The 26,594-nt window shown below is 69.0% G+C and carries 20 protein-coding genes; 9 read left to right on the top strand and 11 right to left on the bottom strand.

All coding sequences use genetic code 11. The annotated features are described in order from the left end of the window. Positions 1-110: 110 nt before the first annotated feature. Genes LRM18_RS04960 through LRM18_RS05000 form a run of 9 tightly spaced genes read right to left on the bottom strand, consistent with a single transcriptional unit; the run spans position 111 to position 12,462 of the window. Positions 111-1,919: a hypothetical protein gene (locus LRM18_RS04960; protein ID WP_270951892.1), complete on the bottom strand. Its 1,809-nt coding sequence runs from the start codon at positions 1,917-1,919 to the stop codon at positions 111-113. Beyond that, positions 1,916-4,084, bottom strand: coding sequence for a hypothetical protein (locus LRM18_RS04965; protein WP_270951894.1), 2,169 nt, complete (start codon positions 4,082-4,084; stop codon positions 1,916-1,918). The genes LRM18_RS04960 and LRM18_RS04965 overlap by 4 nt, the downstream gene beginning before the upstream one ends. Beyond that, a complete protein-coding gene (locus LRM18_RS04970) occupies positions 4,081-5,202 on the bottom strand; it encodes a BatA domain-containing protein (RefSeq protein WP_270951897.1) in 1,122 nt (373 codons plus the stop codon). The genes LRM18_RS04965 and LRM18_RS04970 overlap by 4 nt, the downstream gene beginning before the upstream one ends. Continuing rightward, positions 5,199-6,095: a DUF58 domain-containing protein gene (locus tag LRM18_RS04975; RefSeq protein WP_270951898.1), complete on the bottom strand. Its 897-nt coding sequence runs from the start codon at positions 6,093-6,095 to the stop codon at positions 5,199-5,201. Before LRM18_RS04975 ends, LRM18_RS04970 begins: the two co-directional genes overlap by 4 nt. 7 nt (positions 6,096-6,102) lie before the next feature. Then, positions 6,103-7,086, bottom strand: coding sequence for a MoxR family ATPase (locus tag LRM18_RS04980; protein WP_057493706.1), 984 nt, complete (start codon positions 7,084-7,086; stop codon positions 6,103-6,105). Between the two features lie 16 nt (positions 7,087-7,102). Beyond that, entirely contained in the window at positions 7,103-7,810 is a 708-nt protein-coding gene (locus tag LRM18_RS04985; RefSeq protein WP_049470457.1) for a DUF4159 domain-containing protein, read from the bottom strand. After that, positions 7,810-9,144 (bottom strand): TldD/PmbA family protein, encoded by a 1,335-nt coding sequence (locus LRM18_RS04990; protein ID WP_049470455.1) that lies wholly within the window; start codon positions 9,142-9,144, stop codon positions 7,810-7,812. Before LRM18_RS04990 ends, LRM18_RS04985 begins: the two co-directional genes overlap by 1 nt. A gap of 21 nt (positions 9,145-9,165) precedes the next feature. Continuing rightward, entirely contained in the window at positions 9,166-10,800 is a 1,635-nt protein-coding gene (locus LRM18_RS04995; protein WP_057493705.1) for a TldD/PmbA family protein, read from the bottom strand. A 30-nt stretch (positions 10,801-10,830) separates the two neighbouring features. Further along, positions 10,831-12,462: a TldD/PmbA family protein gene (locus LRM18_RS05000; protein ID WP_270951905.1), complete on the bottom strand. Its 1,632-nt coding sequence runs from the start codon at positions 12,460-12,462 to the stop codon at positions 10,831-10,833. A gap of 740 nt (positions 12,463-13,202) precedes the next feature. On the opposite strand from LRM18_RS05000, the gene LRM18_RS05005 reads away from it, so the two are divergent. Beyond that, entirely contained in the window at positions 13,203-13,817 is a 615-nt protein-coding gene (locus LRM18_RS05005) for a DUF938 domain-containing protein (protein ID WP_270951907.1), read from the top strand. Between the two features lie 83 nt (positions 13,818-13,900). On the opposite strand, the gene LRM18_RS05010 is transcribed toward LRM18_RS05005, so the two are convergent. Continuing rightward, positions 13,901-17,587 carry an indolepyruvate ferredoxin oxidoreductase family protein gene (locus tag LRM18_RS05010; protein ID WP_270951909.1) on the bottom strand — a complete coding sequence of 1,229 codons (3,687 nt, stop codon included), beginning with the start codon at positions 17,585-17,587 and terminating at the stop codon, positions 13,901-13,903. A gap of 169 nt (positions 17,588-17,756) precedes the next feature. On the opposite strand from LRM18_RS05010, the gene LRM18_RS05015 reads away from it, so the two are divergent. Next, positions 17,757-18,392, top strand: coding sequence for a hypothetical protein (locus LRM18_RS05015; protein WP_049466260.1), 636 nt, complete (start codon positions 17,757-17,759; stop codon positions 18,390-18,392). Between the two features lie 380 nt (positions 18,393-18,772). Here LRM18_RS05015 and LRM18_RS05020 read toward each other — a convergent pair whose 3' ends face one another. Then, entirely contained in the window at positions 18,773-20,257 is a 1,485-nt protein-coding gene (locus LRM18_RS05020) for an AAA family ATPase (protein WP_049466262.1), read from the bottom strand. A gap of 123 nt (positions 20,258-20,380) precedes the next feature. Between LRM18_RS05020 and LRM18_RS05025 the strand changes: the two genes are divergently transcribed. The 7 genes from LRM18_RS05025 (at position 20,381) to LRM18_RS05055 (ending at position 26,590) form a co-directional block, all read left to right on the top strand. Next, positions 20,381-21,010, top strand: a complete 630-nt coding sequence (locus tag LRM18_RS05025) for a ParA family protein (protein WP_005420986.1) — start codon at positions 20,381-20,383, stop codon at positions 21,008-21,010. Between the two features lie 39 nt (positions 21,011-21,049). Beyond that, entirely contained in the window at positions 21,050-21,526 is a 477-nt protein-coding gene (locus LRM18_RS05030; protein WP_049466266.1) for a histidine phosphatase family protein, read from the top strand. A 4-nt stretch (positions 21,527-21,530) separates the two neighbouring features. Continuing rightward, a complete protein-coding gene (locus LRM18_RS05035) occupies positions 21,531-22,148 on the top strand; it encodes a YceI family protein (protein ID WP_049466268.1) in 618 nt (205 codons plus the stop codon). Beyond that, the gene (locus LRM18_RS05040; protein ID WP_049466270.1) at positions 22,145-24,193 is read left to right on the top strand and encodes a phospholipase D family protein; all 2,049 of its coding nucleotides are present in this window, start codon (positions 22,145-22,147) and stop codon (positions 24,191-24,193) included. Before LRM18_RS05035 ends, LRM18_RS05040 begins: the two co-directional genes overlap by 4 nt. A gap of 10 nt (positions 24,194-24,203) precedes the next feature. Continuing rightward, on the top strand, positions 24,204-24,638 hold the full coding sequence (locus LRM18_RS05045) for a hotdog fold thioesterase (protein WP_049466272.1): 435 nt from the start codon (positions 24,204-24,206) through the stop codon (positions 24,636-24,638). 118 nt (positions 24,639-24,756) lie between these two features. Further along, positions 24,757-25,548, top strand: a complete 792-nt coding sequence (locus LRM18_RS05050; protein ID WP_270951928.1) for a lysophospholipid acyltransferase family protein — start codon at positions 24,757-24,759, stop codon at positions 25,546-25,548. Between the two features lie 52 nt (positions 25,549-25,600). Then, positions 25,601-26,590 carry an alpha/beta fold hydrolase gene (locus tag LRM18_RS05055; RefSeq protein WP_049466306.1) on the top strand — a complete coding sequence of 330 codons (990 nt, stop codon included), beginning with the start codon at positions 25,601-25,603 and terminating at the stop codon, positions 26,588-26,590. The last annotated feature ends 4 nt before the right edge of the window (positions 26,591-26,594 follow it).

A 26,594-nucleotide genomic window follows, 5' to 3' on the forward strand; every position in this document is an offset into this window, starting at 1 on the left:
AGGACGCATGACGGAGGGGGCTGGTAGATCCACGCCATGCGTGGATGCTGTGTGCGATCCAGTCGGTGGGATCAGAGCCCTTTCGCCAGCGAAAGGGATCCGACCCCGGGTCAGCGCCGCCGCTCCAGCCACCACAGCAGCGATGCGCACAGCACGAATCCCAGCCACCCGGGCCAGCGTGAGCCCGGCACCGGCGACATGAGCGTCGTATTCGCCGACCTACGTGAGGCCAACGCCTGCGTGGTGGCCTCGATCATCGCCTGCCGGTGCAGTGCGGGCGCGTCCTTCGGGTCGAATGCGTAGCGCCAGACCGTAGTCTCACCGTGCCGCAGGCGCTGCCAGCCCGCCTCACGCGGCCACCAGCCCGCGCAACGCAGGTCTGACGTGGTGCGGTCGACGATCAGCGGCACACCGCCGCCGCGTGCGTTGAAGGCCTGCAGCGGTGCCTGCACGCCGCACAGCGCCTGCCGTTCGCCGGCCCAGCTGATCGGCTGTGGCGACCACAGCGCATCGGCGCTGCCTTGCGCACGCGCCAGCGTGGCAACCACGCCGCTCCACAGCTCGCCGTGGCGGTCGTCGCGGCCGGCCAGCACCCAGCGCCAGGTGTCGGTCAGTGGCAGCAGGCCGATGCGGCCCCTGCCGGCAGCGCGCCAGCCGCCGACCGCCCTGCCGGTGCGATCGTGCAGCAGCGCGGTGCTGCCCGGCGCCTGCAGCGCCAGTGCTTCCAGCGTGGGCAGGGCGGCGCTGTGCGAACTGCGGTCCGCCTCTTCGCCGTAGCCGGTCGGCAGCGTACCTGCGGCGAGCGGGCCACGTCGTGCCGCGAGCACCGCGCTGTCGCCGTCGCCGGGTAGTTCGAGCGCGTGGCTGCTGCCATCGCCCTGCACCGGCAGCCCCAGTTCGCGCAGGCGCAGGCGCGCGCTGGCCGAAGCCGTGCCGCCACTGCGCACCAGTACACCCAGTCCCTCGCGCAGGGCCTGGCGCACGGTGGCCAGCTGGGCTGTGCTCAACGCGGCCAGGCTGCGCTCGTCCAGCACCAGCAGGTCGATGCGTGCCAGTGATTCCGCATCGAGCGGCAATGCACCGTCGCCGACGCTCACCCCGGCGCCGACATCGGCCTGCACCTGCACGTGGATGCCGGCATCGGCCGCCCATCGCCGCAGGTACTTCAATTCTGGTCCCGGCGCACCGGCGCGCACCCGCAGGCGCAGCGGCGCGGCCGGCAGGGTCTGCTGCGGCACCGGCACGCTGTCCACCCCATGGCCGTCGGCATCAAGCAGGCGCAGCTGGAACACGCTACGGCCTTCGGCGCGGGCAACGCCGCTCAGCTGTACCTGACCATCTGCTGCAACATCGCGGCGGTCGACGACGCTGCCGGCCGGGTCGAGCAGCTCCGCCTTCGCCCGGGCAACGCCGCGCGCCTGCGCCCGTACCTCGAAGCGCGCACCGGGCGCGACGTCGGCCGGTGGTCGCAGCGCGATCCAACCGCGTGGTGGCGGCGCCGGCTGCCAGCGCACGTCCGGTGGCAGCGCGGTGTCCCGATCGCGCGCGGCCAGGCCGGCACCGACCAGGGTGAGCGTGGAGGCCGGGTGCAGGCGCAGCGCGGTGGCCAGATCGGGGACGCGCTGGGCGCCGGGCACATCGGCCGCTTCCGGCAACAGCAGCAGCGGGCCTTCGCTGGCCGGCAGTGCGCCGGCCTTGCCGGCATCGATTCCGAGCACGACCAGACCGCTGGCGGGTTGCTGGCGGGTGAGCGGCACCAGGCAGACGTACAGCAGCGCGGCGGCGATGATCTGCAGGGCGATCAGCCACCATCGGCGGCCTGGGGACGCGGTGCTGCCACGCAGCTGGCGCACGCTGGCGATGACCACGATCAGGGCCAGTGCCAGCGCGATCCACAGATTCAGGCCGGCGGTGTTCATGGCTGCGCCTCCAGCGCATCGAGGTAGCGCTGGCCCATCACATCAGCGGCACTGCGCCGCATCGCCTGCGGCAGTGGACGCTGCAGCGCCCGCCACAGCTGCGCGCGCAGGCGCTGGCGGCAATCGCTGCAACCGGGCTCGATGCGCAGTTGTTCGATGGCGGCGGCCAGATCGAGTGCATCGGGCAGGTAGGGAGCGTTGCGCTGGTGCCAGGCCGCGAGCGCATCGAGATCCGGTGCGCCGTTGTCATCACCGAGGCGCTGCCAGGCTTCGACGATGGCCGGATCCGGTGGGGTGCGCGCGGCCAACGGCAGCTCACGGCTGGCCAGCCCGGCGCGGTCACCGCCCAGGCGTCGGCCTTCATCGATCGGCGGCAGCTCCGGCCCGACCCGGGCCAGATAGATGCGTTCGGCCTGCTGCACCTGCTTGATGAAACCCAGGGCCTTGTAGGCGAACGGCAGCGCCTGCTGCGGGCGCCCCTGGCGCAGCTCGCCTTCGGCCGACCACATCTGGTCCAGCGCGGCCTTCAGGGTGGCGCGGGTCTGCGGATCGAGCAGCGTCGCCGCCTCGGCGTGGTCATGGGTGTGTCCGTATTCGGAAAGCACGTCGGTATCGCTGCCGAACACCGGTGGCGTATCGGCACTGGCCGGCTTGCCGCCGTGATCGTGGCCATGCGCGTCGTGCGCTCCGGCATCGGCGCCATGGTCGTGATCGTGATCGTCGTCGTGGCTGTCCGCGGTCGGCGTATCGCTGGTGGGCAGGTCGCTGGTCGGCGGCGGCTTCGGTGCGCCTTCGCTTTCTTCGCCCAGGAACTGGCCATAGCGCAGGCGCAGGATGCGCTGGTCGACGCCGATCGCATCGCTGCGCTTCACGAAGTCGTCGGCGGCAAGGGTGCGCCGCTGCCGGATCAGCGCTTCGGCATCGATGATGATCTGCCGCTGGCTGCGGAAGTAGGCCGGCAGGGTCTTCTTGATCCGTCCTTCCAGCTCGGCACCGAGCGCGACGTCGGCGCTGGGCAGGCGCAGGATCACACTGCTGCTGCGCCCGGTCTGCGGCGTCGGCGCGTGGTTGTCGCGTACCTCCAGCTGGGCGATGACATCGCTGCCGGGTTGCGCGCCCAGCGCGGCCAGGTCGAGGGTATGCGCGAAACGCCGTGCGGTTGCTTCGCCGCTGCCGATGAGGACGACACTGCGGCGAACGAAGGTGATGTTCTCGCCGCTGCCCTGCGTGACGGTGATCGACAGCGTTGCCTGCGTGGCCACGGCGTAGTCATCGCTGGCCTCGAAGCGCAGCGACCACTGGCGTTGCCCGGGCGTGCCCGGAACCAGGGTCGCGGCGGGCTCCAGCACGCGTACGCTGGGCGCGCGGTCAGCGACCACATCCAGCCGATGCAGGCGGGCTTCGGCCAGTGCGGGTTCGCTCACCACGCGGTACAGCACCGGCGTGCGCGCCACGTCCTCCGCCTGCCACTGTCCATCCCGCTGGCTCAGCGGCAGCCGCCGGCCGTCGTGGAACTGCAGCCATGCTTTGTCCGGCGCGCGATCAAAGCGCAGCGACCACGACAGCGTGCTGTCGGCGGCGACCTTGGCATCCAGCGTGCTCTGGGTAAGCGTGGCCTGGCCGGTATAGGCCGGTGCGTCGATGCGCAGGCGGGCGGACTGCAGGTGCAGCGGGCCTGCGGCCGCCGTGCTGCCAGGCGCCGATGTGCGCGCCGGTGCGGGGCCGGGGCTGGAACGTGGCCAGCCGAATGCCAGCGCAACGATGGCCAGGCCCGCGACCCAGTTCAGGGCCAATGCCCTGCGCGGCCAGCGCGGACGCAGGTCCGGCATTGCGCGCTCCAGCGTGGCCAGCACATGCGTGCGCTGGCGCTGTTGCAGTGGATTGAGCGTAGCGCCATCGGCGAACAGCAGGTCGGCACTGTCCTCGCTGCTACCGCTGCCGTCGAGCTGGCGCTGCAACCACTGCCGGTCCAACTGGCGGGAACGCGCCGTGGCGAGCGCTGCGCAGGCGAGCAGGCTGACCGTGCCGGCCACGCAGGCGCTATCGAAGCCGGCCAGGCGCAGGGCCAGCATCGTGGCGGCCAGCGCCCATGGCAGGCCCAGCAGCAGGGTGATGAGCGCCCGGCGGCGGCGCGCGCGTTGCCAGGCGCGTTGCAGGGTGTTCATGCGGCCACCCTGCGCCGGCGGCTGCTGGCCATCCAGCGCTCCAGCGCGAACAGCAGCACGATGGCCAGCAGCAGCCACGGCGTCGGCTCGCGCAGCGGTGGTGTTGCAGCAGGCAATGCGGCCCGTTGCGGTGCCTGGTCACGTGCATCGCCGAGGCGCGGCGAAGGGGGCGCTTGCAGCGCCAGCAGCAGGGCACGCGGCACCTGTGGATCGCGCAAGGCAGCGTTGACCGAGGCATCCCAGTCGCCGGGCAGAGACAGCAGGACCCCGTGGGCGACGCGTTGCTGCCACAGCAGGGGGGCGCCCTCGGCATCGCGCAGGACGATGCGGGCGTCGGCAGCAGGCTTGCCGGCAGTCATCACCCGGCCACCGGCGCGCAGCCATGCCTGCCAATCCGCCGGCAGTGCGTCGCCGCGGCTCCAGACGCCGATCTCGCCGCGCTCGGGCAGAGTATGCGCCGGCAGCGATGCGGGCAGCGCCCTCGCGCCCCACGCGCGCTGCAGTGCATTCAACCAGTGCTGGGCGGTGGCGGACGCTCCGTCGTGGGCGCGCAGCCGCGGAATGGCCGCGGCCGTCCGGGAAGGAGTGACCGGCATCGGCTGCGGGTGCCATTGCACGTCGCGTGACAGTTGCAGGCGGGTGCCATCCAGGCCGGGCAGGGGGTCGGGAACATGCACGGTCAACGGGGTGCCCGCAGGCAGCTGCGCGTCCAGCTCACGCAGCAGGCTGGGCAGCGACGCACGGGATGCACCGGGCGCCTGATCGATGGTGGGGAAGCCGGGGGCCAGCCAATGCCAGTTGCCCTCGTCGGCGGTGCCGCGCAGCGCCGCAGCATCCAACCCCGGGGCCACGACCGTCCACGCTGTGGGGGCTGGCGCAGGCCCGGTCAACGCCGGTCGTGCCAGCAGTACTGCCAGCGCGGCCAGCAACAGCAGGCGCACCAGCAGCAACGGCCAGTCATCGAAGCGGATGCGCTGGCGCGGCCGGATCTGCGCGCGCAGCCAGCGCAGCGCGGCGAAATCCAGTGGCGTGTAGGGATGGCGGCGGGCCAGGTGGATCAGCAGCGGCAGCAACCCTGCAGCGAGCGCGGCCAGGCCCAACGGGAACAGCAGGGTCATGCGCCGCCCCCGCGGCCGAACAGTGCCTGCAGTGGCTGGTCCAGCGGCTGGTCGAGCCAGCCGCTGGCACGGGCGATGCCGCTGGCCTGCAGGCGCGCCTGCAAGGCGCTGCGCGCCTCAGCGAAGCGCTGCAGGTAGTCGGCGCGGATCGCCGCGCCGTCACCCAGCAGTTCCTCGCCGGTTTCCGGGTCGCGGAAGCGATGGCCGGCATCGAACGGGAAGTCGCGCTCGTCGGCGGTGAGGATCTGCAGCAGTGCCACTTCGCGGCGGGCGCTGGCCAGCTGTTCCAGCAGCACGATGCCGGCCTCGTCGAAGCCATCACCAATCGACAGCAGCAGGTCGCCCGGGCGCACGCGCTCCCACAGCGGACGCAGGCGATCGGCCGCAGGCCAGCCGCCGCGCGCCTGCAGGGCATGCAGTTGCAGGTGCACGCGATCACGCTGGCGTGCGCCGTTTGCGGCGGGTACCAGTTGCAACCCATCGCCATTGATTGCCAGCAGGCCGAAACGGTCGCCCTGCTGCAGGGCCAGTTCAACCACGCAGGCGGCCACGCCGCGCATATGGTCCAGGCGGGTGCGCTGCGGTGCCGCGCGGTCGGCCTGGCCGGCCGAGGCGGTGGCATCAAGCAGCAGCCAGACCGTGATCGGGCTTTCGCGTTCGGACTCGCGCACGAAGAAGCGGTCCGAGCGGGCATACAGCTTCCAGTCGATCTGGCGCAGTTCGTCACCGGGCTCGTAGGCCCGGTACTGGGCGAATTCGAGCCCGGCACCACGGCTGCGGCTGGCGTGCTGGCCGATGCCACTGGCGCCGCTGGCCAGGCGTGGCCGCAGCCGCAGCGTGCGCAGGCGCGCACGCAGTTCCGGCGGCAACGTCAGGGCGGCAGCTGCGTTCACGCGTGGCTCAACCCGGGAACGGCACGGCCTGCAGCAGCGCGGCGACCACGTCGTCGGCACGCTTCTGCTCGGCCTCGGCGGCAAAGGACAGCAGCAGGCGATGGCGCATCACCGGTGCGGCCAGCGCCTGCACATCCTCGCGGGTGGCGGCGAAGCGGCCCTGCAGCAGCGCGCGCGCTTTGGCCGCGAGCACCAGCGACTGTCCCGCGCGCGGACCGGCGCCCCACTTGACCCACTGGTTGATCGCCGCCGGTGCGCCTTCGCCGGGCCGGCTGGCGCGCACCAGCCGGGTGATCCAGGCCAGCACGTCGGGGCTGACATGCACCTGCCGCACGGCCGCCTGCAGGGCGATCACCGCCTCGGCATCCATCACCTTCGGCACCGCGTCGGTGGTGCCACCGGTGGTCTGTTCCAGGATCCGCCGCTCCTCGTCCTCGCTGGGGTAATCGACCAGCACGTGCAGCAGGAAGCGGTCCAGCTGCGCTTCCGGCAGCGGGTAGGTGCCGGCCTGCTCGATCGGGTTCTGCGTGGCCAGCACGAAGAACGGCGCGGGCAGCGCGTAGGTGGTACCGGCGTAGCTGACCGTGCGTTCCTGCATCGCTTCCAGCAGAGCGGCCTGGGTCTTGGGCGGGGTGCGGTTGAGCTCGTCGGCCAGCAGCAGGTGGGTGAAGATCGGGCCCTGCTGGAAGCGGAAATGGCGATGGCCGGTGCCGTGGTCTTCTTCCAGCAGCTCGGTGCCGAGGATGTCGCTGGGCATCAGGTCCGGGGTGAACTGCACGCGCCGGAACTGCAGCTCCAGTGCCTGGCCCAGTGAGCGCACCAGCAGGGTCTTGCCGAGCCCGGGCGCTCCTTCCAGCAGGCAGTGGCCACCGGCCAGCAGGCCGATCAGCAGCTGCTCGACCACGGTGTGCTGGCCCACCACCGCGCGTGCGAGCGCGGCGCGCAGTGCATCCAGGCGCGGCAACAGGGAATCGAGGTCGGGGGAGGTCATGGGCGTGCAGGTCCTGTCAATGGTTCAACGCGTACATCACGATGTTCACGCCGAAGCGGGTGTTGTCTTCGGCCAGGAAGCGCTTGTTGCGCCAGTCGTAGTCCCACTCGCAGCCGTAGTCCTTGTTGCTGTAGAGCAGGCCCAGGCGTCCGTCGACCTCGATGCCCTTCAGGTAGTCGTGCACCAGGTCGTCGCCCCAGCCGTTGAGCTCAAAGCTGGTGGCAGGCGGGCCCTCCGGGAAGCGGAAGAAGCTGCGGTACAGCGCGTGGCTGTTGGGCAGCTTCTGCAGTGCCTTCGGTCCGAACAGGCGACCCATCTGTGCTTCGAACGACGTGGCGAACAGGCCATCGATGTCATGGTTGCAGTCGTCGACGAAGACGAAGCCGCCATTGCGCACGTAGCGTACGAAGTTCTGCCGTTCGGCGGCGTTGAACTCCACCAGCGTGTGCCCGGCCAGGTAGCAGAACGGCGCCTCCAGCATGCGCGGGTCGGCCAGCGCCACCACGTGTTCCTGCGGGTCCACGCGCAGCGAGGTGTAGTCGATCAGCGAGGTGATCAGGTTGGACGGCATGCGCGCGTCGACGTCCCAGTCACCGGAGTCGTACTGCAGGCGGGTGAACCAGAAGTCGTAGCGCGAACTGCGCGGGCCTGCCTGCGCCCAGGCCGGCAACGCCGCCGCCGAAGCGGCAGCGGCCAACCAGCGCAGGCAGGCCCGGCGATCCATCAGACCGCGTCGGACAGCGAGGTGAAGGTGAAATCGCGCAGCTTCATCGGCGGGATCATCATCACGAAGCTGGATTCATCACCGGCCACGCGCACCGGCTTGCCCAGCTCCTCGATGTTGTTGAGCATGATCACCGGCGACTCGTTGAAGCGGAAGTTCTTCACCGGGTACTTGATCTGGCCGTTCTCGATGTAGAAGGTGCCGTCGCGGGTCAGGCCGGTCAGCAGCACGGTCTGCGGATCGACCATGCGGATGTACCAGGTACGGGTGACCAGGATGCCCTTCTGGGTGCCACGCACCAGTTCGGCGGTGCTCTTGTCGCCGCCGCTCATCAGCAGGTTGCCCGGCGAGGCCTTGGCGGTCTTGCCCTGCTTCTGCGCCCAGAAGCGCGAGTAGTCCAGGTTGGCGATCCTGCCGTTCTCGATGATCGCCATGCGCTCGCGCGGCAGGCCCTCGTTGTCCCACGGCAGCACCGGCGCCTCCGGATGCCACGGGTCGGCGATCATGGTCACGCGCGGGTCGTAGACCTGCTCGCCCAGCTTGTTGCCACCGCCCTTCTTCGACAGGAAGCTGCGGCCTTCATCGGCCGAGCGTGCACTGAAGAAGTTCATCATGAAGCTGATCAGGCCCGCCGCTGCGGCCGGCTCCAGGATCACCGTGTACTTGCCCGGTTCCAGCGCCTTGGCTTCGGCCGATTCGGTGGCCTTGCGCATGGCGATGCGGATGTCCTGGTCGGCCTTGAAGTCGGCGGCGTCCTTCAGGTTGCGGCCCACCCAGCCCGAACCACGGCCATCCTCGGTGCGCACGGTGCAGGTGTAATTGAAGTTCGTGGTGCGCTGGTAGGCGAAGTTGCCGTTGCTGTTGGCGGTGGCCTGGAAGCCCTGGCCGTCTTCGAGGAAGCCGGCGGCGATCAGGCCATGGCCACGGCACGGCGCGATTGAATCTGCGGCAACCTTGGCACGGAAGGCCGGATCGATCGCGGCAGTGGATTCGCTGAAGGTGGGGCTGGCGCGGTAGCTCTGCTTGCCAATGGCCGGCATGAACTCCGGGTTCTCCGGGGCCAGGCGGGCCAGGTCTTCGGCACGGCGCACCACGCGTTCCAGCGCGGCATCGTCGAACTCGTTGATCGAGGCCGTGCCGACGCGCTTGCCGAACGCAACGGTGACCGCCAGTTCGGTGTTGTCGACGATGCCGCTGGTGGAAACGTTGTTCAATGCGAAACGGATGTTGCCGTCGATCGCGCCGGCCAGCACGGCGGTGCATTCGTCGGCCTTGGACAGGGCGATGACCTTGTCGAGGATGGCCTTGGCCTGGGCTTCGGTGAAGATACTCATGGTGTAAGGGCTCCTGACCGGTCAGCCGAGGCTGCGTGCGGTGTTGATGACGTTGATGCCGTTGAAGCGCGCGGTGGACGAACCGTGCGAGACCGCCGAGACCTGGCCCGGCTGGCCCTTGCCGTCGAAGAACGAACCGCCCAGGCGGTAGTCGCGCTCGTCGGCCACGGCGGTGCAGGCGTTCCAGAACTCCGGCGTGCGGATCTGGTAGGCCACGTCTTCCAGCATGCGGGTGATCTGGCCGTTCTTGATCTCGTAGAACAGCTGGCCACCGAACTGCGCGTTGTAGCGCTGCTGGTCGATCGAGAACGAGCCATCACCGATGATGTAGATGCCGTTCTCCACGTCCTTGATCAGGTCCGGCACGCTCAGCGGCTTCTTGCCCGGTGCCATCGACACGTTGGCCATGCGCTGGAACTGCACGCTGGACCACGAGTCGGCATAGCAGCAGCCGTCGGACTCGGTCTTGCCGAGGATGTGGGCCTGGTCGCGGATGGTCTGGTAGTCCACCAGCTTGCCGTTGCTGATCAGGTCCCAGCGCTTGCACTTCACGCCTTCATCGTCGTACGCCACCGCGCCGAGGCTGCCCGGCTGGGTCTTGTCGGCGAAGATGTTGACCAGCTCGCTGCCGTACTGGAAATGCTGTTCGCGCTTGTCCAGCGTGGCGAAGCTGGTACCGGCGTAGTTGGCTTCGTAGCCGAGCACGCGGTCCAGTTCCAGCGGGTGGCCGATCGATTCGTGGATGGTCAGCCAGGTGTGCGACGGGTCGAGCACCAGGTCGTACTTGCCCGGCTTCACCGACGGTGCCTTCAGCTTTTCCTGCGCCTGCCGGGCGGCGGCGATGGCATCTTCCTTCATGTCGTAGGAAGAACTGTAGTTGACCACGCCATTGGGGCTGACCACCTTGCCGGCGGCGGCGCCGTCCAGGTATTCGTAGCCCAGGCCCATCGGCGAGGACAGGCCCGAACGGGTGCGGAACTTGCCGCTGGCCTTGTCGATGGCGGTGACCGTCATCGGCGCCCAGATGCGGTGCACGTCCTGGTCGATGTAGGAACCATCGGTGGAAGCGAAGTACTTCTGCTCGTTGACCAGGAACAGCATCGAATTGACGAAGCTGGCGCCCGCGCCCATTGCGGCGGCGTTGACGTCCAGCAGCAGCCCGACTTTGTCCTTGATCGGCACCTCCATCGCATTCTTGCGGATCGGCGTGCGCCAGCTGACTTCACCCACGCCCGGCGCCTTGGCCAGCTGCACCGGCGCGGTCTGCACGCCGGCATTGGCCTTGGCGATCGCCGCGGCCTGCTGCGCGGCCCGGGCCACATCGGCGGTACCCAGCGCGTTGGTGGCGGCAAAACCCCAGGCACCGTTGACGATCACGCGGATGCCCACGCCGGTGGACTCGGTGTTCACCACGTTCTGCACCTTGTCCTCGCGGGTGATCACGAACTGCCGCAGGTAGCGGCCGATGCGCACGTCGCAGTAGGTGGCACCGGCGCTGCGCGCCGCCTGCAGCGCAGCGTCGGCCAAGCGCTTCTTCAGCGCCGGGTCGAGGCTGGATTGAAGCTGCTCGGCGGCGATCACCTTGCCGAAGAAGGAGGGCACGATCAGCCCGCCCGCGGTAAGCCCGGTCAGGGCCAGGAAGTCACGTCTTTGCAAGGCTGCTCTCCATGTCGAAGGATGGGTGGCTCAAGCGCCGAGACTGCGCGCGGTGTTGATGATGTTGATGCCGTTGAAGCGGGTGGTGGACGAACCGTGCGAGACCGCCGAGACCTGGCCGGGCTGGCCCTTGCCATCGAAGAACGAACCGCCCAGGCGGAAATCCCGCTCGTCGCAGATGGCGGTGCAGGCATTCCAGAATTCCGGCGTGCGGATCTGGTAGGCCGCGTCCTCGACCATGCCGGCGATCTTCCCGTCCTTGATCTGGTAGTACAGCTGGCCGCCGAACTGCGCGTTGTAGCGCTGCTGGTCGATCGAATACGACCCGCGGCCATGGATGTAGATGCCGTTCTCCACGTCCTTGATCATGTCCTCGACGCTGAGCGGCTGTTTGCCCGGCGCCAGCGAGACATTGGCCATGCGCTGGAACTGCACGCTGGACCAGGAATCGGCATAGCTGCAGCCGTGCGAGGCATCGCGGCCGAGGATGTGGGCTTCATCGCGGGTGGCCTGGTAATCGACCAGGATGCCGTCGCGCACCAGGTCCCAGCGCTGGGTCTTTACGCCCTCGTCGTCGTAGCCGACCGCACCGAGGCTGCCCGGCTGGGTCTTGTCGGCGAAGAAGGTGACGATGTCGCTGCCCCAGCGGAAGCCGGCGTCGCGCTTGTCCAGCGTGGCGAAGCTGGTGCCGGCGTAGTTGGCTTCGTAGCCGAGCACGCGGTCCAGCTCCAGTGGGTGGCCGACGTTCTCGTGGATGGTCAGGAACAGGTTGGACGGGTCCAGCACCAGGTCGTACTTGCCGGGCTTCACCGACGGCGCCTTCAGTTTCTCGCGCGCGTGGCGCGCGGCTGCAATGGCGTCCTCGACCGGGTCGTAGGAATCGCGGTAGGCGGTGATGCCACCGGGCAGCTGCACCTTGCCGCGCGCATCGCCATCGAGGAACTCATAGCCCATGCCCATCGGCGAGGACAGCCCGGCGCGGGTGCGGAACTTGCCGCTGGCCTTGTCGATGGCGGTGGCGGTGAACGGCAACCAGATGCGGTGGATGTCCTGGTCGATGAACGAGCCGTCGCTGGAGGCGAAGTATTTCTGTTCGTTGACCAGGAACAGGGTGGAATTGATGTAGTCGGCGCCCGCATCCAGCGCGGCCGCATTGAGTGCCAGCAGCAGCTCGACCTTGTCCTGGATCGGCACCGCCATCGCGTTCCTGCGGATCGGGGTCTGCCAGCGCACCTCCCCGACCGGCGGCGTCGGCGCCAGCTGCACCGGCCGGGTCTGGATGCTGGCGTTGGCGCGGGCGATCGCGGCGGCCTGCTCCACCGCCGCGCGAACCGCGGCCTCGGTCTGCTGGTGGGTGGCGGCGAAGCCCCAGGCCCCGTTGACGATCACCCGCACGCCCACGCCGGACGATTCGCGGTTGGTCACATTGCCGACCTGGTGCTCGCGGGTGATGACCGACTGGTTGAGGTAGCGGCCGATGCGCACGTCGCAGTAGCTGGCCTTGGCCGTGTGTGCGGTCGCCAGCGCAACGTCCGCCAGGCGTCGGCGCCGGAGGGGGTCGACCGGGGCGAGCAGTTGCTCGGCGGCGATGGCACGGGAATGCGGCAGCAGCAGGCCCGCCAGGCCCAGACCGGAAAAAGCCAGGAACTCACGTCGTTGCACAGCGTTTCTCTCTCTCGCTTGCGTGCGGTTGGCAACGGGCCGGACCGATCACGTCAACTCCTCGACTTTCGCCAGCGCGGCGCCACCGGGCAAGTGACTGCAGTCATGGTTGGGGAGGGTTTCGGCAGGGCTGCGCCCTGCACCTGCCCAGAGCCGGAGCAACAGCAACAGCAACAGCGGACTTGCTGAGGGATGGCGGGGCGGTGTGGGTGGGCAGGACACGCCGTAAACCCCCAGACCGGCCCAGCCGCTGGCGGCTGTGCGTTCGGGCGCTTGCGAAGCAGTGCTTCGCAAGCAAAGCGCCCTCACCCCTGGGGGCTCGATGGCGCCATCCATGGCGCCAACGGTCCGGCCCACCCACACCGCCCCGCCTCTGACAGATTTCCTCGGCTGTTGGTAGGTGTCGACCTTGGTCCACACATCTGTCAGATATCGAAATGGAACCGGGGTCAGATCCGTTTTCCTTCGGAAAACGGATCTGACCCACGGTCGTCCCGACAGATCGCAGAAAACTGTCGAAGGCGGGGTGGGTCCGGTTGCGGGGGCGTGAGCGCCATGGATGGCGCGACCGAGCCTCCATGGACGGATTCACGGCGTCCCCCGCAACCGGATCCGCCCCGCCATCCCACAGGAAGCCCGCTGTTGCTGTTGCTCTGGCTCTGAGCAGGTGCAGGGCGCAGCCCTGCTCGGAACACCCCCCTCGTGCACAATGGGGCCGACCCCGCCTGGACACCGTCCTGATGTCGAGCAAGCCGTATTCAGCAGCCTGCGGGCGCAACCGCGAACCCATCGCCGCCGCGCTCGACCCGTGGATGGGCGACCGTCATCGGCTGCTGGAAATCGGCAGTGGCACCGGCCAGCACGCGGCGTTCTTCGCCGAGCGCTGGCCGTGGCTGCGCTGGCAGCCCACCGACCATCCGGACCATCTGCCCGGCATCGAGGCCTGGCGCGCCGAGGCCGCGCTGCTGAACCTGCTGCCGCCGATCGCACTGCAGGTGGAACTGCCGCCAGCGGCCGGCCTGAGCCTGCCGCCGGGGAGTACGTTCGATGCCGCGTTCAGCGCCAACACCCTGCACATCATGAGCTGGGCGCACGTGCAGGCACTGTTCGCCGCACTGCCTGCGGTACTGCGCCACGGCGCGCTGCTGGCGGTGTATGGCCCGTTCAACTACGGCGGTCGCTACACCAGCGACAGCAACGCGCAGTTCGACGCCTGGCTGAAGGCGCGGGATCCGCGCAGCGGCATCCGCGACAGCGAGGCGGTGCAGGCGCTGGCGGCCGACAACGGATTCACCCGGCTGGGGGATGTCGCGATGCCGGCCAACAACCGGTTGCTGCTGTGGCGGCTGGGCTGAACCGCCGGTAGTGCCGGCCGCTGGCCGGCACCGATTGCCAGGATGAATGCCCGCCAGCGGCCGGCATTACCTGTTCCGCGGCCTTACGCCACCTGCACGATGTGCAGCGCCTTCGGGTTGCGCCACTGTGCCAGCAGAACCGCTTCGCGCGCCTTGGCCTGTTCGAAATGCGCTTCCTTGACGTGGCCGAAGCCGCGGATGTGCTCGGGAATGCTGGCGATCTCCACCGCCAGTGCCAGGCGATCATCGTCCAGGCCATCCAGCAGCACCTGCACGGTGGCCTCGTAGTCGGTGATCAGCGTGCGTTCCATGCGGCGCTCGGCCGTGCGGCCGAACACATCGAAGCGACCGCCACGCAGGAACTTCAACCTGGCCAGCAGGCCGAAGGCCTTGAACATCCACGGCCCGTATTCCTTCTTCAGCAACCGGCCCTGCTCGTCCTTCTTCGCAAACAGCGGCGGTGCCAGGTGGAAGCGCAGCTGGTAGTCACCCTCGAACTGCTGCTGCAGGCGGCGCTGGAAGTCGCCGCTGGTGTACAGGCGGGCCACCTCGTACTCGTCCTTGTATGCCATCAGCTTGAACAGATAGCGGGCCACGGTCTCGGTCAGCGCGGTGGAGCCGCCGATGCGATCGGCTTCGGCGCGGCGCACGCGCTCGACCAGGCTGCGGTAGCGGTTGGCGTAGGCCGCATCCTGGTACTCGACCAGGAACGCCGCGCGGCGCTCGATCATTTCATCCAGCGAGCGCGACAGGCGGGCGTCATCCAGCGGCAGGAACGCCACGTCCCCGCCGTGCGCAGGCAGGCCGCGCAGTTCGCGTTCGTCACCGGTGTTGCGCGGTGCCGCGGTCGCACCCCATTCATTGCCTTCCCACTCGCCCGGCGGCAGCGGATGCAGCGGGCCCGGGGTGGATTCGGTGTCGGTGTGGCGGTTGCGCACCAGGCCGGCGGCCTGCTGCACCGCCTGCGGGTCGACCACGGCCAGGCGGCCCCAGGCAAAGGCCTGCTGGTTCATCGTCACGGCGGCACCGTTGAGTTCGATGGCGCGCATCAGCGATTCGAACGACAGCGGCACCAGGCCCTGCTGCCACGCGTAGCCGAGGATGAACAGGTTGGCGGCGATGGCATCGCCCAGCAGGGCGGTGGCCAGCTGGGTGGCATCCAGCAGCAGCGGCTCCTGGCCGCCCAAGGCCACGCGCACGCCGGCGATGATGTCGGCGGCCGGGAACTGCATGTCCGGGCGCGTGGTGAAGGTACCGGGCATGGCTTCGTAGGTGTTCAGCACGACCTGCGAACGGCCGGCACGCACCTTCGACAATGCCCAGTAGTCGTTCACCACCACCATGTCGCAGCCCAGCACCAGGTCGGCCTCACCGGCGGCGATGCGCACGGCGTGGATGTCGTCCGGGCGGCGTGCAATGCGGATGTGCGTGGTCACCGCACCGCCCTTCTGCGCCAGGCCGGTCTGGTCGAGCACGGTCGCGCCCTTGCCTTCCAGGTGGCCGGCCATGCCCAGCAGCGCACCGATGGTCACCACGCCGGTACCGCCGACGCCGGTGATCAGGATGTTCCAGGGCTGTTCCAGCGTGCCGCGGATGGTTGGTGCCGGCAGATTGTCCAGCAGGGTGGAGGCATCGCGCTTGCTGCCCTTGCGCGGCTGGCCGCCGTGCACGGTGACGAAGCTCGGGCAGAACCCGTTCACGCAGGAATAGTCCTTGTTGCAGTTGGACTGGTCGATCTCGCGCTTGCGCCCGAACTCGGTTTCCTTCGGCAGCACCGACACGCAGAAGCTCTTCTTGCCGCAGTCGCCGCAACCTTCGCAGACCAGCGAGTTGATCATCACCCGTTTCTGCGGATCTTCCAGCTTGCCGCGCTTGCGGCGACGGCGCTTCTCGGTGGCACAGGTCTGTTCGTAGATCAGGATCGAAACACCCTTCACCTCGCGCAGGCGCTTCTGCACCTCATCCAGTTCGCTGCGGTCGTGGAACTCGACATCGCTGGGGAAGTGCTCGCGCTGGGCGGTCCACTTGCCGATGTTGTCCGACAGCACCACGATGGTGTGGATGCCTTCGGCGCGCATCTGCCTGGCGATGTCCGGCACGCTCAGCGGGCCGTCCACCGGCTGGCCGCCGGTCATCGCCACGGCATCGTTGTAGAGGATCTTGTAAGTGATGTTGACGCCGGCGGCGACCGCCTGCCGGATCGCCAGCGAACCACTGTGGAAGTAGGTGCCGTCGCCGAGGTTCTGGAACACGTGCGGGGTATCGGTGAACGGCGCCTGCCCGGCCCAGGTCACGCCTTCGCCGCCCATGTGGGTGAAGGTATCGGTGCTGCGGTCCATCCAGGTCACCATGTAATGGCAACCGATGCCGGCCAGCGCACGCGAGCCTTCCGGCACGTTGGTGGACGTGTTGTGCGGGCAGCCCGAGCAGTAATGCGGCACGCGCGGGAAGCTGGCGCGCGGCAACGCCAGCTCGGCTTCCTTCTCCTGCATCCACTGCAGGCGCTGCTCGATCGACGCGTTGTTGAAGAACTTCTGGATGCGGCGGCCGATCACGCCGGCGATGGTGGCCGGGGTCAGTTCACCGGTGGACGGCAGGATCCATTCGCCGCTCTCGTCGTACTTGCCGACGATGGACGGGCGCTGGCCCCAGCTGGCCGGCCAGTTGAAGAACTGTTCCTTCATCTGGCGCTCGATGAAGGCACGCTTCTCCTCCACCACGATGATGTCTTCCAGGCCCTGCGCGAAGCGCGCGATGCCCTGCGGCTCCAGCGGCCAGGTCATGCCGACCTTGTACACGCGGATGCCGATGTCGGCGCACGCGGCTTCGTCCAGGCCCAGGTATTCCAGCGCCTGCAGCACGTCCAGGTAGCTCTTGCCGGTGGTGACGATGCCCAGCCGCGCGCGCGGCGCATCCATCACCACCCTGTCGATGCCGTTGGCGCGGGCGAACGCCTGTGCCGCCTTCACCGCATAGCGGTGCAGGCGCATTTCCTGGTCCAGCGGCGGGTCCGGCCAGCGGATGTTGAGGCCGCCCGAGGGCATTTCGAAGTCTTCCGGCAGCACGATGCGGCGCGCCATCGGGTCGACCTCGACCGAGGCCGACGATTCGACCGTCTCGGCGATGGTCTTGAAGCCGACCCAGCGCCCGGTGTAGCGGCTCATCGCCCAGCCCAGCAGGCCCATGTCCAGGATGTCCTGCACGCCGGCCGGGTTCAGCACCGGCATCATCGCGCTGACGAACTCGTCCTCGCTGCCATGTGGCAGGGTCGAACTACGGCAGGCATGGTCATCGGCGGCCAGCGCCAGCACGCCGCCGTAGCGCGAGGTGCCGGCGGCATTGGCGTGCTTGAACACGTCGCCGCAGCGGTCCACGCCCGGACCCTTGCCGTACCACATGCCAAACACGCCCTGCACGTTGGCGCCGGGGAACAGGTTGGTCTGCTGGGTGCCCCACACCATGGTGGCGCCCAGGTCCTCGTTCAGGCCCGGGGTGAACTTCACCCGGGCGGCTTCCAGGTGCTTGCGCGCCCGCCACAGCTCCAGATCGAAGCCGCCCAGCGGGCTGCCGCGGTAGCCGCTGACGAAGCCGGCACTGTCGATGCCTTCGGCGGCATCGCGCAGGCGCTGCATCAAGGGCAGCCGTACCAGCGCCTGTACGCCACTCAGGTAGATCCGCCCCTCGTTGCGGGTGTACTTGTGGTCGAGCGTGTAGTCACGGTCGATCAGGTCGGCGGAAGAGGGCGAAGTGAGTTGCGCGGTACTGGTCATGGCTGGCCCGGTAGGATCGGCTGGCACCGGCCGCGTGCGGGCACGCGGCGGGAAAGGCGCGAATTGTAGCAGCGAGGCTCCGGCCGCCCCGGCACTCGCGCCCGCAGCCATGCTGCGGTTAGGATCGGGGAGAGAGAGGGAGGCTGCAGTTGCGGTCTGGGGAGATGGGATGTCAGTTGCAGGAAAGATCCTGGGCAGCATGCTGCTGGTCTCGGGAACGGCCCCGGTGTGGGCCGCGCCGGTCGTGCCGGCACCACAGGAGTTCTACTTCGACAGCGATGCGGCCGCCGCGCCGATGGTCGTGGTCCAGGCCGAAGGTGATGCGCTGGTGGCGCAGCTGCTGAAACAGCGCGAACGCGGCCGGCGTACGGTCGAAGCCACCGTCCAGCTGGCGTCGGTGGCCATCGCCCAGGGCCGCACCGAACTGGGGGAACAGCTGTATCGCGAGGCACTGAAGGATGCGCCGGTGCAGGGCAGCCTGGGCCGCGGCGTGCGCTGGAATTACGGCTGGGACCTGCTGCGCCAGGGCAAGGCCGAGGCCGCCCTGGAGCAATGGCAGGCCGCCGCCGGTGGTTCACTGAGCAAGCCGGCCTGGTTGCCGCCTACCTATGCGCTGGCGTTGTGGCGGGCCGGGCAGAAGCAGGAGGCGGTGCAGTGGTATGCCGCGGCGGTGCGCACCGAGCCGGCGCAATGGAGCGACAGCAGCCGCTATGCGCAGTTGCTGCCGTTGTGGCGTGACGACGAGCGCGCCTCGCTGGCGGAAGTGCAGCAGGCGTGGGCGGCTGCCCCGCCGGCCTGGCCCTGAGGGTAGGGGGCGGCCGGGTTGCACCCGGCACCCGCAGAGGCAAGGGCTGGAGCCAAAGCCAAAGCCAAAGCGGGTTTCCTGAGGGATGGGCGGGGCACTGTGGGTTTGCGGGGCCGCCGTAAACCCATCCATGGGGGCTCGGTCGCCGCATCCATGCGGCTCACACCCCGCAAACCCACAGTACCCCGCCTCCGACAGGTTCCGGCGGCTGTTGGTAGGTGTCGACCTTGGTCGGCACGGTAGATCCACGCCATGCGTGGATGCGATCTGCCAGGGATAGAAATCGAACTGGGGTCAGATCCGTTTTCCAGAGGAAAACGGATCTGACCCCATGCGCTCAAGAGCGGCCAGCCAAGCGCTTTTGCTTTTGCGCGTCCACTTCAATCGTCCGCGGAAACCGTCCGCCCCGACGCCCATGCCCGCAACGCCTCGACCTGCTCGGCCATCAGCACCGACAGCGGTCGGGTCGCGCGGATCTCGTTCATCAGCAGCTCGGTGTCCAGCGGCCGGCCTTCCGCATGCGCTGCATACAGCCCGGCCACGATCGCCTGCTCGATCTCCGCGCCGGAGAAGCCATTCGCCGCCGCTGCCAGCGCCGGCAGCGCGAAGTCGTCGCCATTGAGCTGGCGCCGGCCCAGGTGCAGCCGCAGCAGCTCCACACGCACCTCAGGCGTGGGCAGGTCGACGAAGAAGATCTCGTCGAAACGGCCCTTGCGCAGCAGCTCGGCCGGCAGCTCGTGCACCTGGTTGGCAGTGGCGACGATGAACACCGGCGCCTTGCGCTCGGCCATCCAGGTCAGCAGGTAACCGAGCACGCGGCGCGACACGCCGCCGTCCTCGCCACCGCTGGCCAGGCCCTTCTCGATCTCGTCCATCCACAACACGCAGGGCGCCAGCTGCTCGGCCGAGGCCAAGGCCTGGCGCAGGTTGGCCTCGGTCTCGCCGTGGTACTTGTTATAGAGCGCGCCCACGTCCAGGCGCAGCAGCGGGACGCCGAAGCCGGCGGCTGTGGCCTTGGCCAGCATCGATTTGCCGCAGCCCTGCACGCCCAGCAGCAGCATGCCGCGCGGCGGGTCCAGGCCGGCCGGTGCCGAACCGGCGATGAAGGCCACCCGGCGCTGGTTGATCCAGCGCTTGAGCCGGTTGGCGCCGGCCACGTCACCGAAGCGCGCGCTGTCATGCTCGAAGAACAGGTGGCCGCTGCGGTTGAGCAGCTCGAACTTCAGCCGCGCCAGCTGCGGCAGGTCGTCATCGCGCAGCGCACCGTCGGCGTAGATCAACTGGCGTGCGATGCGGCGGGCATCGACCAGGCTCAGGCCCTGCAGGTTCTTCAGGATCTTCTTCACTGCCTCGCTGTCGACCTCGACGCGGCGGCCGCCGTGCTCGCGGGCGTAGGCATCGGCCTCTTCGCGCAGCATCTTCAGCAGCGCGTTGGCATCGGGCAGTCGCGGGTTGAAGCGCACCGCCAGCGCTTCCAGCTCGGCCGGCAGTTCGACCTTGGCGCCGATAAGCACCAGCACATGCGGTTCGCTGTGGCGGCGCTGGATCAGGTCGCGCAGGGCGCGCTGGTGGCTGGCATAGCCCAGGTAGGGGTGGAAATCGAGCAGCAGGTAGACGCCACGCTGGTCGGCCTGGCGGATCATCTGCAACGCAGCGCTGGCATCGGGGGGGCCGACCGCCGCGTCTTCGCGGTCCAGGTCGATGCGGCGCAGGCCCTCGGTGATGGACCAGCGGTGCAGGGCCCGCCACACGTGCATCAGCGTCTGCCGGAACAGCTCGACGATGCGACCCTCGTCCTGGGTCTCGATCACGATCAGGGGGGTGTTGGCGCGGATCAGTGCGCTCAGGTCCTGCAGTTCGCTCATGGCGGTTCGATCCTTCGGGGGCGCCACGATAGCAAAGGCGATGGCCACCGGTTCAGCACGGTGCTACCTCCCGTCACCACCGCCGGTGTACGCTCGGGGCACGTACCCGGAAGCGAGGCTGGCATGAAGACGATCCTGGTGGCCGGTTCCAAGGGCGGGGTGGGCAAGACCACCGTCGCCACCCACCTGGCCGCGTACGCGGCATTGCAGGGCAAGGCCACGGTGATCGCCGATGCCGACCCGCAGGGCTCCAGCACCCGCTGGGCGCAACGGCGTGCCGGGCTGGAGAGCGCGGTGCTTCCCATCGACGTGTATCGGAAGAAGCAGTGGGCGCAGAAGCTGCCCGACGGTACCGATACCGTCATCATCGATGCGCCGGCCGGTGCGCTCGCCGACGATATCCCCCATTTCCTGGACGCGGCCGATGCCGTGGTGGTGCCGGTGCTGCCCTCGGCGCTGGATATCGAAGCCATCGTCGGCTTCCTCAACAGCCTGGCCCAGAACCCGCGCGTGCACAGCCGCAAGCTGCCGGTGGGGCTGGTGCTCAACCGTACCAAACCCTGGACCCAGACCTCGCAGCAGGCGCTGCAGATGCTGGCCGAGTGGCCGTACCCGGTGGTCGCGCAGCTGCGTGACAGCCAGAGCTACGTGGTCATGACCGGCCTGGGCCGCAGCCTGTTCGACTACCGCTCGGCCCAGGTGCGCGAGCACCAGGCCGACTGGGAGCCGCTGCTGTCCTGGCTGAAGCTGTAAGGCTGCACGTCTCCATCCTCTTTTTCATGGAAACCCGCGATGCGTGAATTGATCCTGCTGCGCCATGCCCATGCCGAACCGGCCACCCCCGGCCAGGCCGACCTCGACCGGCCGTTGTCGCCGGTCGGTCTGGCCGAAGCCGAGGCCGCCGGCAAGTGGCTGAAGGACAACAACCTGTTGCCTGACTGCGTGCTGTGCTCGCCGGCGCGGCGCACGCGCGAGACCCTGGAGGCGGTGCTGGCCGCCATCGGGTATGTGGAAAAGCGCCTGGAAGACCGCATCTACGAGGCCACCCCGGGCACCCTGGCGGCACTGGTGGATGAGCGCCGCGACCTCGATCGGGTGCTGATCGTCGGCCACAACCCGGGCCTGGAGCGCCTGGTGGCGCTGATGACCGAGGGCACCAGCAGCGACTACCGTGGCATGCCGCCGGCCGGCATCGCCGTGCTGGGCTTCCCGCGCGAGGCCACGATCGAACCGGGCGTGGCCAGCCTGAACGCGTTCTGGTGGCCGTGATCCGATGAGCCGGGTGCGGCGCGGCCGCTTCCTGCTGCCCGCGTTGCTGGCGCTCGGCCCGGCCTGGGCCGCGGCGCCCCCGCCGACCCCGTTGCCGGCGGTGTCGGCCGAAGCACCCCGGCCATTGCGCCTGGATACCCAGCGCTCGCGGATCGGTTTCGAAGTGCGGACCCGCTTCGGCCAGCGCATCGAAGGCGTGTTCCCGCACTTCGAGGGACGCATCGAGATCCTGTCCGACGGCCGCCACCAGGTGCACCTGAAGATGTTCACCCGCTCGGTGGAGATCCCCGGCAAGGCGCGCTATACCGGCTGGATGCGCGGCGAGGAGTTCTTCGATGCCGGGCGCCATCCGGTGGTCGAGTTCGACTCGCTGCCCTACTGGCCGGAGACCGTGGAGCAGGGCGGCGACATCCAGGGCCGGCTGACCCTGCGCGGCATCAGCCATCCCGAGTCGCTGCGGGTCGAGAAGGCGGAGTGCGCCCGACCCGGCTATGATTGCGATGTCGTCAGCCGCGGTACCGTGCAGCGAGGCCGGTATGGAATGGACAGCTGGCAGCTTGCCTTGAGTGACCGAGTGACCTTCGTATTGCGTGCGCGCCTGAGCGAGGCGCCGAAACCGTGAACCTCCTGCTGCGTGTACTGGCGCTGGCAACCGTGTTGCTGGGCAGCGGTTGTGCATCGCTCTCGCATGCCGAACGCGATCGCGCCGAGGCGATCGCCGTGCAGGCGCGCTCCAGCCAGGTGGACTGCCAGCGCGCCGACCGCTGCGCGCAGGACTCGCCGCTGCGCGCGTTGGCCGGCCGGGCGTTCACCGAATCCACCCCGCAGCAGCCGCGCCACTACGCCACCCTGCTCGACGAGGGCGAGGGTGCCCTGGTTGCGCGCCTGAACCTGCTGCGCAGCGCCACCCGCAGCATCGACCTGCAGACCTACATCTTCGACAAGGACGACAGCGCCCGGCTGGTCATCGACGAGCTGCTGGCCGCATCGCGGCGCGGGGTGAAGGTGCGGGTGCTGATCGACCAGCTCTCGGCGATCTCCGACCTGCAGATCCTCGGCGCGCTGTCCGGCGCCCACCAGAACTTCCAGCTGCGGGTCTACAACCCGACCTTCGGCAAGGCCCGGCTGAACTACTTCGACTATGCCGGCAGCGTGCTGTGCTGCTTCCGCCGCTTCAACCAGCGCATGCACAACAAGCTGCTGGTGATCGACGATGCGATCGGCGTGGTCGGAGGCCGCAACTACCAGGATGACTATTACGACTGGGACCGCGAGTACAACTTCCGCGACCGCGATGTGCTGATTGCCGGCCCCGAAGCGCGTGCGATGGCAGCCAACTTCGATGCCTTCTGGCGTGCCCAGCGCAGCGTGCCGGCCGAGCGCCTGAACGATGTCGGCCGGACCCTGCTGCGCGAAGGCGTGCCGGCCCTGCCACCGGCCAGCTTCCGCCGCCCCGAGCGGGTGCAGCGGGTCAGTGCCGAGGCCAACGACATGGACTTCGTCACCCGCGCGTTCGTCGATACCGCCCTGCCGGTGGCGTCGGTGCGCTATGTCGCCGACCTGCCACGCAAGCACCGGCGCCAGAAGGCCGATGCGCCACTGGCCGGCCAGCACGTGACCGAGCCGCAGCTGGATGCGCTGATCGCCGGCGCGCAGAAGGAAGTGATCCTGCAGACCCCGTACCTGGTGCTGTCCAAGCCGGCGCAGGCGCTGTTCCGCGAGCTGCGCAAGCGACCGCAGCCGCCGCGGGTGGTGGTGTCCAGCAACAGCCTGGCGGCCACCGACAACCCGATCGTGTATGCGCTGTCGTACAAGTACAAGCGGCGCAACATGCGCGAACTGGGCTTCAACATCTTCGAATACAAGCCGTTCCCGCTGGATGCCCCGGTCGACTACCGCAACCTGCTGCCTGATCCGATCGCCGCACCCGGGGGCGACGACGACGGTGGACGCAACCCGCTGATCGGCGGCAGCGCCGCCGGCAGCAATGCCGGCGACCGCCGCGACGCGCCCGCGGCGCCTGCCAGGCAGGCGCCGGTGAACCATCCGCGCACCGGCAGCGCATACCAGAACGCACGCGAACGTCGCCGCGCGGCCGGCAGCGAGGTCGAGACCCGCCTGCTGCGCACCGAGACGCGGCCCTCGTTCCTGGGCAGCAAGGCGGTCAACAAGCCGCTGCCGGTCACCCGCAAGGGCGCGCGCATGGGCCTGCATGCCAAGTCGCTGGTGGTCGATCGCCGCATCGGCGTGGTCGGCACCCACAACTTCGATCCGCGCAGCGAGAACTACAACACCGAAGGCGCGGTCATCATCGATGACCCGGCCTTCGCCGAGCAGCTGGCCGAGAGCATCCTGCGCGACACCCACCCGCAGAATTCGTGGACGGTGGCCCCGCGGGCCAAGCCGCCGGTGCTGTCCGGGCTGAACTACAGCGTCGGCAAGGCCTCCGAAGCGCTGCCGATCCTCGACTTCTGGCCGTGGCGCTATGCCACCGACTACGAGTTCAAGCCCGGACCGGACTGCCCGCAGCCGCTGCCCCGGCAGGACCCGGACTTCCACCGCTGCTACGTCGCCGTGGGCGACTTCCCCGAGGTCAATGTCGGCCCGAAGTGGCTGCTGGTCCGCATGCTGACCGCATTCGGTGCCGGCCTCGTTCCCATCCTCTGAAGGTGCCCGCATGACCCAGGTGTTCCGCGAAGCCGTTTCCCTCGAGCAGCTCAATGCGCTCAGCCGCAACACCGCGATCGCGTCGTTGGGCATTGTCTTCAGCGCGGCCGGTGACGACTGGCTGCAGGCCACCATGCCGGTGGACGAGCGCACCCGCCAGCCCTACGGCATCCTGCACGGCGGCGCGTCGGTGGTGCTGGCCGAAACCCTGGGCAGCAGCGCCGGCAACCTGTGCGTGGATACGGCGCAGCAGGTCTGCGTGGGCCTGGAAATCAACGCCAACCATGTGCGCGCCGTGCGCTCGGGCACCGTCACCGGCACCGCGCGCGCGCTGCACGTCGGCCGTAGCACCCAGCTGTGGGAGATCCGCATCGAGGATGAGCAGGGCCGGCTGGTATGCATCTCGCGGCTGACCCTGGCGGTGGTCGCGGCCGGCCACGGCTGAGCCCCGGAAGGCCGGTGACGGCAGCAGAACCCAGCGTTCCCTGCCGATTGCCCCGGTCAATGGCAGTTATGGCCTAAATCGGCTGGCAGCGATGACGGCCCTCCGGTATCGTGCGCGGATGACTTCCCCCACTCCGGCCCCCCGCGGCGGCGTGGCGCGTGTGTGCCGTTACCTGTACCGCGTACCGCTGCTGTTGGTCCACATCATCGTGTTCCTGCCGCTCATCCTGATCGGCATGCTTCGGCCGTGGGGCGAACTGCGCGTGGGCGAGGCGACCCTGGGGGCCAAAGTGGTCAACTGGTGGCAGGGGGGGCTGATGTGGATCTTCGGCTTCCGCCTGGTGCGGATCGGCACGCCGCTGCCCGGCGCCGTGCTGTTCGTCGCCAACCACGTCAGCTGGGTCGACATCTGCATCCTGCACAGCCAGCGCATGATGGGCTTCGTCGCCAAGCGCGAGATCGCCAGCTGGCCGCTGGTCGGGTGGCTGGCCGCGCGTGGCCAGACCATCTTCCACCAGCGCGGCAACACCGAATCGCTCGGTGGCGTGATGCAGGTGATGGCCGATCGCCTGCGCGAAGGCAAGGCGGTGGGCGTGTTCCCGGAAGGGCGTACCCGCGGGGGCCACGAGGTTGGCCCGTTCCATGCGCGCATCTTCCAGGCTGCGGTGGAAACCGGCGTGCCGGTCCAGCCGGTGGCGCTGGTGTACGGGGCCAACGGCGATGCGCAGACCATTGTCGCCTTCGGCCCCGGCGAGAGCTTCTTCGCCAATTTCCTGCGCCTGCTAGGCGAGCCGGCGCGGCGTGCGGAAGTGCATTTCCTGGCACCCATCGGTGCGCAGGACCTGGAAGGCCGTCGGCGCATCGCGGAGACGTCGCGCGCGCGCATCGTGGCGGCCATGAGCACCGGGTGAGGGTGCGGTGGCCCTGATCCCGCCACCCGTCCTGGACGCCGGCACGCCGACGTTGCACGCGGCTGACTACCAGCCGCCGCGCTGGCTGCGCAACCCGCACCTGCAATCGATGCTCAGCTCCAGCCGCATGCGCCTGCAGCGCGGCCTGCTGTTGCTGGCTGCGACCGGCGCGGTCAGCGAAGAGCTGATTCTCGATGGCGGCGATGGCGTGCGCCTGCAGGGCTGGCACAGCCATATCGAAGGCCGCGAGCCCAAGGGCATGGCGCTGCTGCTGCACGGCTGGGAAGGCAGCGCCGAATCCAGCTACATGCGCATGGCGGCCGCGCGCATGCTCGAGCAGGGCTTCGACGTGGTACGGCTGAACTTCCGCGACCACGGCAATACCCATCATCTCAACCCCGGCATCTTCCACTCCAACCTGATCGACGAAGTGGTGCATGCCGCGGGCGACATCGCCCAGCGCTGGCCGCAGCTGCCACTGGTGGCCGCGGGTTACTCGCTGGGCGGCAACTTCGTGCTGCGCCTGGCCCTGCGCGCGCCGGCGGCCGGCGTGCCGCTGCTGCGCGTGGCGTCGGTATGCCCGGTGCTGGACCCGGGCTTGACCATGGAGAACATCGAGAACGGTCCGGCGATGTACGACTGGTATTTCCGCCGCAAGTGGGCCGGTTCGTTGCGGCGCAAGCGCGATCTGTTCCCCGAACTGAGCGACTGCGACGACCGCGTGCTGAAGCTGGACATCCGCGCGCTGACCGCGTGGCTGGTCGAGCGCCACACCAGCTTCGGCTCGTTGCAGGCCTATTTCGATGGTTACTCGATCGCCGGAGATCGCCTGGCCACGCTGCAGGTGCCGGCCGACATCCTGATGGCACAGGACGATCCGGTGATCCCGTACGCGACCTTCAGCGACTGGCAGCTGCCGCGCCAGGCGCACCTGGAAACCGCCTGCTGGGGAGGCCACTGCGGCTTCCTGGAAAACTGGCGGGGGGATGGCTTCTCCGAACGCTGGGTGGCGCAGCGGCTGCGGCGCGTGCTGCAAGGCTGAACCG

The organism is Stenotrophomonas sp. PI_27, from assembly GCF_027854495.1.
Taxonomy (GTDB): domain Bacteria; phylum Pseudomonadota; class Gammaproteobacteria; order Xanthomonadales; family Xanthomonadaceae; genus Stenotrophomonas; species Stenotrophomonas pavanii.

What these genes read in the sequence shown, in the direction of transcription:
- LRM18_RS04960 (WP_270951892.1), bottom strand. Translation starts at nt 1,919, where the DNA reads ATGAACACCGCCGGCCTGAATCTGTGGATCGCGCTGGCACTGGCCCTG.
- LRM18_RS04965 (WP_270951894.1), bottom strand. Translation starts at nt 4,084, where the DNA reads ATGAACACCCTGCAACGCGCCTGGCAACGCGCGCGCCGCCGCCGGGCG.
- LRM18_RS04970 (WP_270951897.1), bottom strand. Translation starts at nt 5,202, where the DNA reads ATGACCCTGCTGTTCCCGTTGGGCCTGGCCGCGCTCGCTGCAGGGTTG.
- LRM18_RS04980 (WP_057493706.1), bottom strand. Translation starts at nt 7,086, where the DNA reads ATGACCTCCCCCGACCTCGATTCCCTGTTGCCGCGCCTGGATGCACTG.
- LRM18_RS04985 (WP_049470457.1), bottom strand. Translation starts at nt 7,810, where the DNA reads ATGGATCGCCGGGCCTGCCTGCGCTGGTTGGCCGCTGCCGCTTCGGCG.
- LRM18_RS04990 (WP_049470455.1), bottom strand. Translation starts at nt 9,144, where the DNA reads ATGAGTATCTTCACCGAAGCCCAGGCCAAGGCCATCCTCGACAAGGTC.
- LRM18_RS05005 (WP_270951907.1), top strand. Translation starts at nt 13,203, where the DNA reads ATGTCGAGCAAGCCGTATTCAGCAGCCTGCGGGCGCAACCGCGAACCC.
- LRM18_RS05010 (WP_270951909.1), bottom strand. Translation starts at nt 17,587, where the DNA reads ATGACCAGTACCGCGCAACTCACTTCGCCCTCTTCCGCCGACCTGATC.
- LRM18_RS05015 (WP_049466260.1), top strand. Translation starts at nt 17,757, where the DNA reads ATGTCAGTTGCAGGAAAGATCCTGGGCAGCATGCTGCTGGTCTCGGGA.
- LRM18_RS05020 (WP_049466262.1), bottom strand. Translation starts at nt 20,257, where the DNA reads ATGAGCGAACTGCAGGACCTGAGCGCACTGATCCGCGCCAACACCCCC.
- LRM18_RS05025 (WP_005420986.1), top strand. Translation starts at nt 20,381, where the DNA reads ATGAAGACGATCCTGGTGGCCGGTTCCAAGGGCGGGGTGGGCAAGACC.
- LRM18_RS05030 (WP_049466266.1), top strand. Translation starts at nt 21,050, where the DNA reads ATGCGTGAATTGATCCTGCTGCGCCATGCCCATGCCGAACCGGCCACC.
- LRM18_RS05035 (WP_049466268.1), top strand. Translation starts at nt 21,531, where the DNA reads ATGAGCCGGGTGCGGCGCGGCCGCTTCCTGCTGCCCGCGTTGCTGGCG.
- LRM18_RS05045 (WP_049466272.1), top strand. Translation starts at nt 24,204, where the DNA reads ATGACCCAGGTGTTCCGCGAAGCCGTTTCCCTCGAGCAGCTCAATGCG.
- LRM18_RS05050 (WP_270951928.1), top strand. Translation starts at nt 24,757, where the DNA reads ATGACTTCCCCCACTCCGGCCCCCCGCGGCGGCGTGGCGCGTGTGTGC.